The organism is Aeromonas sp. L_1B5_3 (genome assembly GCF_963866575.1).
GTDB lineage: Bacteria > Pseudomonadota > Gammaproteobacteria > Enterobacterales > Aeromonadaceae > Aeromonas > Aeromonas jandaei.
The window spans coordinates 1-12,953 of sequence record NZ_CAWMDN010000146.1 but is presented as its reverse complement, the minus strand read 5'-3'; the positions used below and the strand labels follow the sequence as shown (position 1 = coordinate 12,953).

Below are 12,953 nucleotides of genomic sequence, written 5' to 3'. Positions count from 1 at the left end.
CCTCATGTTCCAAAGGTCAATTTATGTCCCTCAACGTCGTGATCCTGGCTGCGGGTAAAGGCACCCGCATGCGCTCTTCCCTGCCCAAGGTACTGCACCCGGTTGCCAACAAACCCATGGTATCCCATGTGATCGATACCGCCCGTCAGGTCGGCGCCGAGCAGCTGCATCTGGTCTATGGCCACGGTGCCGAGCTGCTGAAAGAGCGGATCGTGGTGGCTGATGTCAACTGGGTGCTGCAAGCCCAGCAGCTGGGAACCGGTCACGCCGTCGCCCAGGCCATCCCGTTCTGGAAGGATGAGGATGACGTGCTGGTGCTCTACGGCGATACCCCGCTGATCCAGCCCGAGACCCTGCAGCGCTTGCTCGCCGCCAAAGCGGAAAACGGGATGGCTCTGCTGACCGTAGTGCTGGATAACCCCACCGGCTATGGCCGCATCGTCCGTGAAAATGGTCAGGTGGTCGGCATCGTCGAGCAGAAGGATGCCAACGCTGAACAGCTGGCGATCCGTGAGGTAAACACCGGCGTGCTGGTGGCCAATGGGGGCCAGTTGCGTCAATGGTTGTCTCGTCTCGACAACAAAAACGCCCAGGGCGAGTTCTATCTGACCGATGTGATCGCGATGGCTCACGGCGATAATTGCCCGATTGCCGCCGTTCATCCGGAGCGCGCCGCTGAAGTGGAAGGGGCTAATAATCGGGTTCAATTGGCCCAACTTGAGCGCAGCTATCAGCAGATGCAGGCCGAGAAACTGATGATTGCAGGTGCAACCATGATCGACCCTGCACGCTTTGATTTGCGTGGGGTTTTGGAAATTGGTGAAGAGGTCGTTATTGATGCAAACGTCATCATTGAGGGCAAGGTGACTCTCGGCAATCACGTTCGTATCGGAGCCGGTTGCGTACTGAAAGATTGCGTCATTGGCGATCACACCGAGGTGAAACCCTACTCGGTTATCGAGGGGGCACAGGTGGCAGATCAGTGCTCAGTGGGTCCGTTTACCCGCTTGCGTCCGGGGGCGGTTCTGGAGCAGGATGCGCACGTTGGCAACTTCGTCGAGATGAAGAAGGCCCGTCTTGGGGTTGGTTCCAAGTGCGGTCATCTGACCTATCTGGGTGATGCCGAGATCGGTGCCGGGGTGAACATCGGTGCCGGTACCATCACCTGCAACTACGACGGGGTCAACAAATTCCAGACCATCATCGAGGACGATGTGTTCGTCGGTTCTGATACCCAACTGGTAGCGCCTGTTCGCATCGGCAAGGGGGCCACCCTGGGTGCCGGCTCTACTATTACCAAGGACGTGGGTGAAAATGAACTCGTGATAACCCGGGTACCCCAGCGTCACATCAAAAACTGGGCTCGCCCGGTCAAGAAGAAGTGATGCCCGATCAATGAAATGCAAACCGGCGCCTGATGGCGCCGGTTTTGTTTTCATTTCTCCTGCCCGCTGGCGGGGGGCGTCGGGACATTCCCCATCACCTGATACCAGTCGAGCTTGCGGGTCAGCAGCATGATCAGCGCCAGGGTGGCGAACAGCAGCAGGGCGCCGAGCAGCAGAGCTATCTCTTCGGCCTGCAGCAGGCTGTAGAGAATTGCATAGACCAGCCCGAGCAGCGCAGCAAAGCCGATCCCCTGCTTCCGGCCGCCCAGCACATGGCTGAGGTAGAAGCCGTTGAGCAGCACGCTGGCCAGCGCGGCCACCAGATAGGCCCAGCCAAAGCCGAGGTGTTCAGTCAGGGCCAGTAGCACCAGATAGAAGATGGCCAGCCCCATGCCTACCAGCGCGTACTGGATCGGGTGAACCCGCAGCCCCTTGAGCAGCTCGAACATGAAGAAGCTGATAAAGGTGAGACCGATGAAGAGCAGGGCATATTTGGCCGCCCGTTCGTTGAGCTGATAGTGATCCACCGGTTGCACCAGACTGACGCTGAAAGTGGGCAGTTCTCCCTCCCCGCCGTTCATCGCCCGGTTGAAGCGGCTCTCCATGTCGGTGGCGAACCAGCTGGTCTGCCAGCTGGCGCTGAACCCCTCCTGATTGAGGCTGCGACTGGCCGGCAGGAAGTCGCCGATAAAGTTGGGGTGGGGCCAGTTGCCGGCCAGCTGCAACTTGCTCTCCCGGCCGAGCGGTACCACTTCCAGTTCGTTCATCCCCTGCAGATTGAGCTCCAGATGGAAGGTGCCATCCTGCTGCGGCAGGCTGTCGAGAGGAGCATGGATCCCGGCCAGGGTGCTGCCGAGGCGGGCCCCCGGGGCAAAGGGGGTGCGCTGCTTACCGAGCTGCAACTCGGGCACGCTGTTGATGCCGCGGGCATCGGAGAGCACCAGACTCAGGTAGGGTTTGCCTGCCACCAGCTCATCATCCCCGGCGAGCGGCGTGCTCTCTTGTAGTTGAGCCGCTGTCGGCAAACGGCCGGAGAGGGAGAGCCGGGTCTGATAGACCTGCGCCTGATAGATGCCGAGCTTGCGCGGGGTCACCTCCATGGTGGCCTGCACGTCGAGCTGTTCCGGCAACAGGTAGCGATAGGTCTGCTCCTGACGGACGAAGCGCTTGCCATCCTGCTCGACCGTCACCGAACGGGTATAGGGCTGCACGATAACCGGCCCCATCAGCCGTTGCGGGCCACTGCTGCTGGCCATGATGCTCTGGATCGCCTGATTGCGGTAAATCTGCCGCTCCCGGTTCAGCTCCATGATGGATTGCACTGGTACCATCAGCAGCAGGCTGAGCAACAGCAGCAGAAAGATTTTGTGGCTGAATATCTGTTTGACCATGACACGTCTCCTTGTTCTGTGGAGCGAGTCTGTCAGTCCGGCGTGAAGTGGTGATGGGCTTGTGTGAAGTGGCGGTGAACTGCTGCTAAACGGCGCCATCAGGCGCCGTCGGATTGTTCAGGGGCGGGAGCGCACCAGCCGGGCGGCTTGCGCGAAGCGATCGGTATGGCCATCGATCACTCCGTGTATAAAGTCGATGTAGTAGACCAGTTCCGGCATCTCCTCGATGGTGCTGGATGTCCAGTAGGGAGCGGCATTTTCCCCGTTGTCATGGATGTCCGGAAAGAAGTTGGGGTCTGTCATCGGCGCCCGGCAATTTTCGTCGAGCAGTGTGAAGAGCTCCTCGATGGTGGGGAGACGCCACCCCTCGCCAAGGCGGGCCGCTTCATCCTTGGCTTCAAGCAGCGTCAGCAGGGCCGGTGTGCCCACGCACCCTTTCCCCTCCTGCCACTCGCTGCCCAGGCTGCACGCCTGCCATTCGAGCTGGTTGAGCCGATCATGGATGACGCCCCCTTGCCGACTCAGGCGATCGGAGAGGTCGCAGGCGGCCAGCGCCATGCTGGCCGGAAGCCAGAGCAGCCACAGGAATAATTTCATTTTTGTCTCTTGTGCGGATGGCGGTCAGCCCGGTGTCGGCGAGCTGACCCTGATGATCGGAGCGGGCTGCGAAGCTTTGGCCTCCAGCCCTGTCGTCAGGTTATGTGGGGGATCAGAGCTTCTTGAGTTGCGCCGGCAGGGCGGCCAGCACCTCTTCTTTCGCCTTGATCGAGGCGAATTGCTTGCCCGGTTTCTGCACCACGGTATGGACGAAAATGAGCTGCTTGCCCGGTTTGCTGGCCCAGCCGACGAACCAGCCGATCTGCTGATCGCGGTTGAGGCTGCCATCCAGCTTCTTCGGGTAGCCCATGCCGGTCTTGCCGTGGATCTGCCAGCCGTCGATCTCGCTCACCTTGAGGATATTGGCGGTGTATTGCAGGGTCTGCGCCGAGACCGGCAGCTTGCCGCTCACCATCTTCCCGAGGAAGCGAGCCTGCTCCTCCGGACTGATGGCGAGGCTGGAGCTGAGCCAGGCCTGGGTCAGGCCGTCATGCTTGCCCGGATTGCCAGAGAGATCCCGGTTGCCGTAGTCGAAGCGGTCGACGTATTGCTGGAAGCGCTCCATCCCCAGCCACTCGGTGATCTGCTGGGAGAACCAGACCACCGAGTAGGTTTCCCAGCGGCGCGGGGTAGTGGTTTCGCGCCAGGCGGGCAGCCAGCCGTCATAGCTCGGCTTGTAGGGCAGCGCCGGATGCTCTTCATCCACCAGAAAGCCACTGTCATAACCCATCAGTGCCAGCGGGATCTTGAAGGTGGATGCGGGCGGCAGCTGGCTGGAGCAGTCCCCTTCACTGGAGAGGGTCTGACCGTTGCCGTCGGCATAGAGAAAACAGCCGCTGGCGGCAGAGGCCGGCACTGCGCAGAGTAGACCGGTAGCCAGCAGGCCGGAAAGAAGCAGGCGAGACATGGGGCGATTCCTTGGGTTGATAAGTGAAAGAGCGGCAGGATAGCGCCGCTCTGTGTGGTGAATGTGAAGTGGCCGTTGCTAGATGAGCGGCAGCCAGAGTTCGGCGATGGCGCCACCTTCCGGTCGGTTGGCGAGGGTCAGACGGCCGCCATGCTGGTGGGCCACCTCATGGGCGAAACTGAGCCCGAGACCGCTGCTCTTGCCTTTGTCCGGGCGTGGCAGGGAGTAGAAGCGCTCGAAGATCCGTGGCAATGCGTAGTCGGGAATGCCGGGGCCGCTGTCGGTGACCCGAAAACAGTAGCCATCCTCCTGCTGGGTACCGCTGAGAGTGACGCTGGCGCCTGCCGGTGAAAAGTCGATGGCGTTGTCCAGCAGGTTGCCGATGGCCTGCTCCACCAGCAGCGGGTCCCATTTTTGTTTCGGCGCGCTGGCCAGCTCAGCCACCAGCGCTACCTGCCGGCGCTGGGCGATAATCTGGCGGGCATCGAGCGCCCGCTTGCCGAGCCCGGCCGGCTCTACCGCTTGCCGATCCAGCCCCTGCCCCGACTCCAGCCGTGCCAGCTGCAGCATTCGCTCGATCAGCTGCTGCATGCGGGCACTCTCCTGATTAATATTGCCGATAAAGCGCCTGGCCACCTCGGGGGGCGGCGTTTCGGCCAGGATCTCCCCTGCCCCGCGAATGGCCGCCAGTGGGCTCTTCAGCTCGTGGGTCAGGCTGTGGACATAGCCCTCGATATAGCTCTTGCCATCGAGCTGGTGGCGCATGGTTTCGAGGGCGTGGCCGAGCCGATCCAGTTCGACGGTGTGCAGTTGCGGCAGTGGTGCCGCCTCCCCCTTGCTGACAGATTCGGCATAGTGCACCAGTTTGCCGATGGAGCGGTTGAGCCACCAAACCAGCAGACTGCCGATCAATAGCGAGATGAACAGCATCTGGCCGGCGGCCTGCAGCAGTTCCCGTTCACCCCGCTCGATGGCGGGCATCAGGGTGCGATTGGGTTTGGCGACGGTGAGGGAGCCGATGATCTCTGTCCCCTCCCGCAGCGGTGCCGCCACATACATGGTCGAGCTGGCGGCATCGTCGGGATCGGTGCGGGTGCTGCGGGCGCCATACTGGCCGCGCAGGGTGCGGTAGACATCGTTCCAGCGGGAATAATCCTTGCCCAGATCCGTGCCGTCGGAGTCGTAAATCACCATCCCCTGACGATCCGTCACATAGATGCGGTACTCCGCCTGCTGTTTGAGGTGGCCGTCGATCATCGCATTGATGGGATTCTGGTTGAGACGGGCGAAGGCGCTGGCCAGCCGCCCGTTCATCATATTGCCCTCTTGCAGATCATCGAGGGCGAGCGGCGCCAGCAGCTGGGTCATGTCGACCAGAGTATCCTCGGTGGCGCTGCGCACTCCGGGTTTGATCTCCTCGACGAAGATCTCCAGCACGAACCAGGCGGCCAGCGCGAAGATCAGCAGCAGGCCGCACAGCAGTTGCAACCCGAGTCTCATGCCAGCTCCAGGCTATAGCCCAGCCCGCGATGGGTGAGGATCAGGTTGGCTTCGGGATCATGCTCGCGCAGCTTGGCGCGGATGGTCTTGATATGGGTATCGACGGTGCGATCCAGACTCTCTTCGGCATCCTGCCACACCAGATCCATCAGCTGCTGGCGGGAGTAGACCCGGCCCGGCGCCTGCATCAGGGTCTTGAGCAGCAGATATTCGTAACGGGTGAGGGCCAGCGGTTGACCGCGAAAGTGAATACGGGCTCGCTCCTCATCCAGTGCCAGTAATGGGGCTGGCTGGGCCGAGGGCTGGCTGCGGCGCAGGATGACCCGCACCCGGGCACACACCTCCCGTGGCGAGAAGGGTTTGGCCACATAGTCGTCGGCGCCAATCTCCAGCCCGATCAGCCGATCAATCTCCTCGCTGCGGGCAGTGAGGAACATCAGGGGAGTGTCGGTCAGCGTTCTGACCTGCTTGCAGAGCTCGAAGCCGCTGATGTCGGGCAGCCCCACATCGAGGATCAGAAAGTCGGGCCGGCTCTGGGCCAACCGGCTCAGCAGCTGTTGGCCCAGAGTGAACCACTCCACCTCGAAGCCATCGGTCTGCAGGGCATAAATCAGGGTATCGGCGATGCTGGCCTCATCTTCCACCAGCCAGATAACTCTCTTTTGCATGGCATCCTCGTCGCAAATCGGCTCCTCATTCTGGCATTGAAGCAAAACGGATCCTATTTGCTGTTTTATTTTTCCAAAAAAGGCGCTAACATTTCGATGTTCTTTCGAATCGAAACTTAAAAATGACCAAACGTAATACTCAGCAGCGCCGTCACACCATAGTCACCCTGGTACAAGAGCAGGGGGAAGTGAGCGTCGATGCCCTCGCCAAACACTTTTCTACCTCTGAAGTGACCATCCGTAAAGATCTGGCCGTGCTGGAGACCGGTGGTCTGCTGCTGCGTCGCTACGGTGGCGCCGTCCCCCTCCCCTCCGAGATGGTGGTGGAGTCGAACCCCGAACAAGTTTCGAATCGAAAGTTAGCCATTGCCCGTGCGGCAGCCGGACGGCTGCGTGATCACAACCGCGTCATCATCGACAGCGGCAGCACCACCAGCGCCATGATCCCGCTGCTTGGCAACAAGCGCGGCCTCATCGTGATGACCAACTCCCTCAACGTGGCGGGTGCTCTGCGCGAGCTGGAGAACGAACCCACCCTGCTGATGACCGGCGGTACCTGGGATCCCCACTCCGAATCCTTTCAGGGGCAGGTGGCGGAACAGGTGCTGCGCTCCTACGACTTCGACCAGCTCTTTATCGGGGCTGACGGCATAGACCCGGATCGCGGTACCACCACCTTCAACGAGCTGGTGGGCTTGTCGCGCGTCATGGCCGAGGTGTCGCGGGAGGTCATTGTGATGGTCGAATCGGAAAAGATCGGCCGCAAGATCCCCAATCTCGAACTTCCCTGGTCGAGCATCCATACCCTGGTGACCGACGAGGGACTGGCCAGCGAGGCCAGAGAACAGATTCAAGCCCAAGGGGTGACGCTTATCTGTGCCCCGGTCACTTGCTGACATCGAGCTCTGAACCATCCAACCGAATTTACGATTTGCATCTCAAGGAGAAGTGTATGTGTGGCATCGTCGGGGCTGTAGCCCAACGTGATGTGGCTGAAATTCTGGTAGAGGGGCTGCGCCGCCTCGAGTACCGCGGTTACGACTCGGCCGGTGTGGCGGTGTTCAGCGCCAGCCAGCCGCTGCAGCGGGTACGCCGTCTGGGCAAGGTGGCCGAGCTGGCCAAGGCGCTCGACGAGCAGTCCGTCCACGGTGGTACCGGCATCGCCCACACTCGCTGGGCAACCCATGGCGAGCCCTCCGAGCGCAATGCCCACCCCCATGTCTCCGACCATATCGTGGTGGTGCACAACGGCATCATCGAGAACCACGAAGAGCTGCGTGAAACCCTCAAGGGGCTGGGCTACGAGTTCAACTCAGATACCGATACCGAGGTGATCGCCCATCTGGTGCACCACGAGCTGAAATCCGCCGACTCCCTGCTGGCTGCCATGCAAAAGGCGGTGAAGCAGCTGCGCGGTGCTTACGGTACCGTGGTGATGGATAGCCGCGACGACAGCCGTGTGGTCGTTGCCCGCTCCGGCTCACCGCTGGTGATTGGCCGCGGTATCGGCGAGAACTTTATCGCTTCCGACCAGCTGGCCCTGCTGCCGGTAACCCGTCGCTTCATCTTCCTGGAAGAGGGTGATGTGGCCGAAGTGACTCGCCGCGACGTGCGCATTTTCGACGTAAGCGGCAATCCGGTTGAGCGTGAGGAGAAAGAGTCCGATATCTCCCACGATGCCGGTGACAAGGGCGAATATCGCCACTATATGCTCAAGGAGATCCACGAGCAGCCCAAGGCGATTACCAACACTCTTGAAGGGCGTCTGGGCAGCGATCACGTGGTGGTCGAATCGTTCGGCAACGGCGCGCGCACCATCTTCGAAAAGGTGGAGCATGTACAGATCGTTGCTTGCGGTACCTCCTACCACTCCGGCATGGTTGCCCGCTACTGGTTTGAAGAGATCGCCGGCGTCTCCTGCGACGTGGAGATCGCCTCCGAATTCCGCTACCGCAAATCCGTGGTGCGCCCCAACAGCCTGCTGATCACCCTCTCCCAGAGCGGTGAGACTGCCGATACCCTGGCCGCCCTGCGTCTGGCCAAAGAGTCCGGCTATATGAGCTCGCTGGCTATCTGCAACGTACCGGGCTCCTCGCTGGTGCGTGAATCGGCGCTGGCCTTTATGACCCGTGCCGGTGCCGAAATCGGCGTTGCCTCCACCAAGGCATTCACCACCCAGCTGGCTGGCCTGCTGATGCTGGTGGCATCTGTCGGTCACTGCCGCGGCAACCTGAGTGCGGCTGCCGAAGCCGAGCTGGTCAAGGCGCTCCACGCCCTGCCCCAGCGCATTAAAGAGAGCCTGGCGCTGGCCAAGCAGATCGAGACGCTGGCCGAAGAGTTTGCCGACAAGCAGCACAGCCTGTTCCTCGGCCGTGGCAGTCAGTACCCCATCGCCATGGAAGGGGCGCTCAAGCTTAAAGAGATCTCCTATATCCACGCCGAAGCCTATGCCGCTGGCGAGCTGAAGCACGGCCCGCTGGCGCTGATCGATGCCGAGATGCCCATCATTGTGGTGGCGCCGAACAACGATCTGCTGGAGAAGCTGAAGTCCAACGTGGAAGAGGTGCGCGCCCGTGGCGGTATCCTCTACGTCTTCGCCGATGCCGATACCGGCTTCAAGAGCGACGAGACCATGCGGGTCATGAACCTCAACCATGTGGAAGAGGTGATCGCCCCCATCGTCTATACCGTGCCGTTGCAGCTGCTCTCCTACCACGTTGCCCTTATCAAGGGCACCGACGTGGATCAGCCGCGCAACCTGGCAAAATCGGTGACGGTCGAGTAAGTCGCTGTCAGAGATAAAAAAAGAGCCGCAATTGCGGCTCTTTTTGTTGCTGCTCCCAGCTCAGGAGAGGCGCAAGTTGGTGATGGTCACCTCGTCTAGAGAGGGCACTATAATGCCGCTGGTGATCCCCTTGGCGATGGCCTGACTGCGGTTCTTCGAGTCGGTCTTGTTGGTCACCTGATTGAGATGGAAGTTCACCGTCCGTTCGCTGATGCCGAGGATGGTGGCGATCTCCCAGGAGGTTTTGCCCTCGCTGGCCCAGAACAGGCACTCCTTCTCCCGATCCGACAGCTCGGTCAGGTATCTCATCAAATCGGGGCGGCTCTTGATCAGCTGCAGCGCCGAGTTGAAGATGTAGCTGGCGCAAAACGACAGCAGGGGAACGTTTTCAAACATCAGATCGGTGTTGGATTTGTCCTTGGTGATGAATGAGAGGATTCCGTGCTCCCCCTGCGGGGTGTGGAGCGGGAAGGATACGCCGTTGCGCACCCCGAAATCGGCAGCCAGATTCATCACGTCGCGGCTGGCGCTGGGCAGCCAGGGCGAGTCGCAGTCGAGTTTGTTCCAGAAGATCGGCTGCGTCTGTTTCAGCCCCAGATAGACCACCGGATCCTGGGTCAGATACTGGTTTTCGCTGTAGGCATCGAACCAGCTGGTCGGACAGTTGTTGAACAGTGCCACGTGGGATTTTTGCATGCTGATGGGGAAAATAATCAGCAGCCGGAAGTAATCAAAGCCCATTTGATGACTAAAGCGCTCCAGCAGCTGCTGGATATCGCTGGTTTTTGTTGCCTTGGTGAACTTGTCGATGTGTTCCCAGATAGCATCGTTGAGCATGACTTTCTCCTTTTTCGATCTCTATCACACTGATCGAAAAGATTTTTCTCGTTATTTATGTTTTTTTGAGATGGCACTCGATGCCATTTATCCGTGCGTGTCTAAAAATTATCCTGTTTTTGTGCATAAAGGCCAAGAAAATCCTCTCGTTGCCAGCCTGCACTCCATTTGAGATAATGATAATAGTTATCATTAATAAGACGTGATTCCATGAACAAGTTATGGGGTGTGGCACTGTTGCCACTGTCAGTCCACTTTGCTGCGGTCGGTGACGAGCTGGTTGCTCCCGCCCTCAAGAACAGCATAGCCGCCGGGAAAGCTTCCCAGCAGCGGGTGGAAAAAGCCGCCGATGCCGCCGTTGCCGCACGACTGGAGCTGCAAAATGCCCAGCTTCAACTGCGTGACCTCGAAGCCTACAACCGCTACATGCAATCTCTGGTGGCCGATCAGCAAAATGAGCTGGGCAAATTGAGCCAGCAGCTGGAGGCGGTGCAAGAGACCCGTCAGGGATTGATCCCGCTGATGCTGCAGATGCAGGCCGATCTGGAACAGCTGGTGCAAAACGACATCCCGCTGCGCAAGGAAGATCGTCTGGAGCGGGTTGAACAGTTGAAAGCGACCCTTGCCCGCGCAGACGTTAGCGAGGCGGAGAAATTCCGCCAGTTGTTGCAGGCCTATCAGATTGAAGCCGAGTACGGCAGTCGGATGGATAACTATTCCGCCGAGCTGGAGCTGGATGGTGCACCGCGTCGGGTTGATGTGCTGGCGCTGGGTCGGATCTCCCTGCTGGCGATGACTGCTGATCGCAGTCAGGCATGGCGCTGGTCTGCCGAGGCGAAGCAGTGGCAAGCCCTCGATAGCAAGTGGCTCTCCCCCATCGCCGAGGCGATGGATGTGGCCGCCGACAAGAAAGTTCCCCAGTTGCTCAATGTCCCCCTCTCTGTCAGCCGCAGTCAGGAGGCCCAATCATGAGAGTCACCATGAAGTGGTTCCCCCTCCTTATTGCCCTCTCCTGCGGTGCCAACGCCGCTGTCGCCAATGATGAGTGGCAACAGCAAGAACAGGTTCGCGAACAGCAGGCTCAACAAGATCTGGCATCTGTTTCCAAAGAGCTGAACAGTGCCCGCGCCAAATTGGCCGAGGCCCAGCGCCTGAGCAAGGAGCTGGCCGGCAAGTTTGCCAGCAACGAGAAGCAGCTGACTGAGCTGAACGCCCGGTGGGAGCAAGCCTCCGGCGACATGAACGAGATCTTCGCTGTCACCCGTCAGGGCGCCAGCGATGCGGTCAAGCTGCTTAGCGAATCCGCCGTCGAGGGCCAGTACCCGGAGCGTCTCGCTCCGCTGAAAGCCATGGCACAGGATAAACAGGTGCCGGATCGCGCCGCCCTCGCCCTGCTGCCCGCCACGCTGCTGCAGGAGATCCGCGAATCTGGCCGGATTGCCCGGTTCAACGGCAAGGTGCTCGATGCCCAGGGGGCTGCCAGCGAGCAGTCGCTGACCCGGGTTGGCAGTTTTGCCCTGCTGGGGAGCGAAGGCCTCTTGCAACCGACCGCCGAAGGCTTGAGTCCGGTACTGGGTCTGCCCGGCAGCGTGCTCTCTGCCGTTGCAGCTTATCAGGGTCAGGAAGGGGAAACGCTGCCGCTGGATCCTTCTCATGGCACTCTGCTGGCGATGCTGGCACAGGCGCCCACCTTCTGGCAGCAGGTACAGCAAGGTGGTCAGGTCGGCGCCATTATCGTGCTGCTGGCTGCCATCGGTCTGGGAATTGCGGCGGCACGACTGTGGAGCCTCTCCCGTGAACTGGGTCGGGTTCGTCGCCAGCTCAAGAGCGGCGAGTATCACGCCGACAACGCCCTCGGTCGGGTGCTGACGGTGGCGGACAAACACCCCGAGCTGAGCATGGAGACCCTCGAGCTGCGTCTTGATGAGGCGATCCTGCAAGAGACTCCTCGCATGGAGCGCGGCATCGGTATGGTCAAGGTGATCGCGGCCATCGCCCCCATGCTGGGTCTGCTCGGTACCGTGACCGGGATGATCGGCACCTTCCAGGCCATCACCCAGTTTGGTACCGGCGATCCCAAGATCATGGCGGGCGGCATCTCCATGGCGCTGGTCACCACGGTACAGGGTCTGGTAGCTGCCATTCCGCTGATCCTGGCCCACAGCCTGCTGCAATCTCGTTTCACCGAGCTCTCCAATGTGCTGGAGCAGCAGGTGGCCGGCATTCTGGCCGAGCGCGCCGAGAGCAATAACGGCGGGATGGAGCGAGCAGCATGATGCTCGACATCTGGCAACAGCTGCAGAGCTTCATGGGCCGTGGCGGTCCGGTGCTCTGGGTCATTCTAGCCCTGCTGGTGCTGATGTGGATTTTGATGATCGAGCGGCTGCTCTACCTCAATCTGGGGTTCGGCCCCTTGCAGCAACAGCTGCTCGGCCGCTGGCAGGCTCGCCGCGAGCGCCATAGCTGGCACGCCCGGGCGATCCGCAGCCGCTGGCTGGCCGAGGCCGAGCTTGAGCTCAACCGTCATCTGATCTTCATCCGCACTCTGGTGGTGCTCTGCCCCATGCTGGGGTTGCTGGGCACTGTGACCGGCATGATCGGCGTATTCGATGCGTTGGCCGCGGCCAACCGCTTTAACCCTGAGAGCATGGCGGGCGGGATCTCCCGCGCCACCATCCCCACCATGGCAGGCATGGTGGTGGCACTCTCCGGCGTGTTGTTACTCAGTCGGCTCGAGAGTCAGGCCAAGCGTGCGCTGGCCAAGACCCGGGACGGCCTGCGAGAAGAGAAGGTAATGCAATGAGACGGCAATCCAAACGCCAGCGTGACGAAGTGCAGATCGACATGACCCCCATGCTGGATATCGTGTTCATCATGCTGATC

General features: G+C 60.6%; 12 protein-coding genes and 1 pseudogene. 7 read left to right on the top strand and 6 right to left on the bottom strand.

The window, feature by feature from the left end:
• Positions 1 to 23: 23 nt before the first annotated feature.
• Positions 24 to 1,385, top strand: coding sequence for a bifunctional UDP-N-acetylglucosamine diphosphorylase/glucosamine-1-phosphate N-acetyltransferase GlmU (gene glmU, locus AACR93_RS19085; protein WP_043851666.1), 1,362 nt, complete (start codon positions 24 to 26; stop codon positions 1,383 to 1,385).
• Positions 1,386 to 1,435: 50 nt separating this feature from the next.
• On the opposite strand, the gene creD is transcribed toward glmU, so the two are convergent.
• The 5 genes from creD to blrA all read right to left on the bottom strand — a co-directional run bounded on the left by creD (position 1,436) and on the right by blrA (position 6,448).
• On the bottom strand, positions 1,436 to 2,776 hold the full coding sequence (gene creD, locus AACR93_RS19080; RefSeq protein WP_043851665.1) for a cell envelope integrity protein CreD: 1,341 nt from the start codon (positions 2,774 to 2,776) through the stop codon (positions 1,436 to 1,438).
• Between the two features lie 117 nt (positions 2,777 to 2,893).
• The gene (locus tag AACR93_RS19075) at positions 2,894 to 3,373 is read right to left on the bottom strand and encodes an Lcl C-terminal domain-containing protein (RefSeq protein WP_043851664.1); all 480 of its coding nucleotides are present in this window, start codon (positions 3,371 to 3,373) and stop codon (positions 2,894 to 2,896) included.
• 112 nt (positions 3,374 to 3,485) lie between these two features.
• Positions 3,486 to 4,280 (bottom strand): OXA-12 family class D beta-lactamase, encoded by a 795-nt coding sequence (blaOXA, locus tag AACR93_RS19070; RefSeq protein ID WP_043851663.1) that lies wholly within the window; start codon positions 4,278 to 4,280, stop codon positions 3,486 to 3,488.
• A gap of 78 nt (positions 4,281 to 4,358) precedes the next feature.
• A complete protein-coding gene (blrB, locus tag AACR93_RS19065) occupies positions 4,359 to 5,780 on the bottom strand; it encodes a beta-lactam sensor histidine kinase BlrB (protein WP_043851662.1) in 1,422 nt (473 codons plus the stop codon).
• Complete coding sequence (gene blrA / locus AACR93_RS19060) at positions 5,777 to 6,448, bottom strand: beta-lactam response regulator transcription factor BlrA (RefSeq protein WP_041210465.1); 672 nt, start codon at positions 6,446 to 6,448, stop codon at positions 5,777 to 5,779. The genes blrB and blrA overlap by 4 nt, the downstream gene beginning before the upstream one ends.
• A gap of 122 nt (positions 6,449 to 6,570) precedes the next feature.
• Here blrA and AACR93_RS19055 point away from each other — a divergent pair, with 122 nt between their 5' ends.
• Entirely contained in the window at positions 6,571 to 7,344 is a 774-nt protein-coding gene (locus tag AACR93_RS19055; protein ID WP_043851661.1) for a DeoR/GlpR family DNA-binding transcription regulator, read from the top strand.
• Positions 7,345 to 7,400: 56 nt separating this feature from the next.
• Positions 7,401 to 9,233 (top strand): glutamine--fructose-6-phosphate transaminase (isomerizing), encoded by a 1,833-nt coding sequence (gene glmS, locus AACR93_RS19050; protein WP_043851660.1) that lies wholly within the window; start codon positions 7,401 to 7,403, stop codon positions 9,231 to 9,233.
• Between the two features lie 60 nt (positions 9,234 to 9,293).
• Here glmS and AACR93_RS19045 read toward each other — a convergent pair whose 3' ends face one another.
• Positions 9,294 to 10,070 carry a helix-turn-helix transcriptional regulator gene (locus AACR93_RS19045; protein WP_033115220.1) on the bottom strand — a complete coding sequence of 259 codons (777 nt, stop codon included), beginning with the start codon at positions 10,068 to 10,070 and terminating at the stop codon, positions 9,294 to 9,296.
• 210 nt (positions 10,071 to 10,280) lie between these two features.
• Here AACR93_RS19045 and AACR93_RS19040 point away from each other — a divergent pair, with 210 nt between their 5' ends.
• From AACR93_RS19040 to AACR93_RS19025, 4 genes and pseudogenes are all read left to right on the top strand, one after another.
• A complete protein-coding gene (locus tag AACR93_RS19040; RefSeq protein WP_043851659.1) occupies positions 10,281 to 11,042 on the top strand; it encodes a DUF3450 domain-containing protein in 762 nt (253 codons plus the stop codon).
• Positions 11,039 to 12,346, top strand: a complete 1,308-nt coding sequence (locus AACR93_RS19035) for a MotA/TolQ/ExbB proton channel family protein (protein WP_043851658.1) — start codon at positions 11,039 to 11,041, stop codon at positions 12,344 to 12,346. The genes AACR93_RS19040 and AACR93_RS19035 overlap by 4 nt, the downstream gene beginning before the upstream one ends.
• Entirely contained in the window at positions 12,343 to 12,873 is a 531-nt protein-coding gene (locus tag AACR93_RS19030; protein ID WP_041210456.1) for a MotA/TolQ/ExbB proton channel family protein, read from the top strand. Before AACR93_RS19035 ends, AACR93_RS19030 begins: the two co-directional genes overlap by 4 nt.
• A pseudogene (locus AACR93_RS19025) lies at positions 12,870 to 12,953 on the top strand (biopolymer transporter ExbD); the annotation flags it as partial. The gene AACR93_RS19030 and the pseudogene AACR93_RS19025, both read left to right, overlap by 4 nt.

What these genes read in the sequence shown, in the direction of transcription:
- glmU (WP_043851666.1), top strand. Translation starts at nt 24, where the DNA reads ATGTCCCTCAACGTCGTGATCCTGGCTGCGGGTAAAGGCACCCGCATG.
- creD (WP_043851665.1), bottom strand. Translation starts at nt 2,776, where the DNA reads ATGGTCAAACAGATATTCAGCCACAAAATCTTTCTGCTGCTGTTGCTC.
- AACR93_RS19075 (WP_043851664.1), bottom strand. Translation starts at nt 3,373, where the DNA reads ATGAAATTATTCCTGTGGCTGCTCTGGCTTCCGGCCAGCATGGCGCTG.
- blaOXA (WP_043851663.1), bottom strand. Translation starts at nt 4,280, where the DNA reads ATGTCTCGCCTGCTTCTTTCCGGCCTGCTGGCTACCGGTCTACTCTGC.
- blrB (WP_043851662.1), bottom strand. Translation starts at nt 5,780, where the DNA reads ATGAGACTCGGGTTGCAACTGCTGTGCGGCCTGCTGCTGATCTTCGCG.
- blrA (WP_041210465.1), bottom strand. Translation starts at nt 6,448, where the DNA reads ATGCAAAAGAGAGTTATCTGGCTGGTGGAAGATGAGGCCAGCATCGCC.
- AACR93_RS19055 (WP_043851661.1), top strand. Translation starts at nt 6,571, where the DNA reads ATGACCAAACGTAATACTCAGCAGCGCCGTCACACCATAGTCACCCTG.
- glmS (WP_043851660.1), top strand. Translation starts at nt 7,401, where the DNA reads ATGTGTGGCATCGTCGGGGCTGTAGCCCAACGTGATGTGGCTGAAATT.
- AACR93_RS19045 (WP_033115220.1), bottom strand. Translation starts at nt 10,070, where the DNA reads ATGCTCAACGATGCTATCTGGGAACACATCGACAAGTTCACCAAGGCA.
- AACR93_RS19040 (WP_043851659.1), top strand. Translation starts at nt 10,281, where the DNA reads ATGAACAAGTTATGGGGTGTGGCACTGTTGCCACTGTCAGTCCACTTT.
- AACR93_RS19035 (WP_043851658.1), top strand. Translation starts at nt 11,039, where the DNA reads ATGAGAGTCACCATGAAGTGGTTCCCCCTCCTTATTGCCCTCTCCTGC.
- AACR93_RS19030 (WP_041210456.1), top strand. Translation starts at nt 12,343, where the DNA reads ATGATGCTCGACATCTGGCAACAGCTGCAGAGCTTCATGGGCCGTGGC.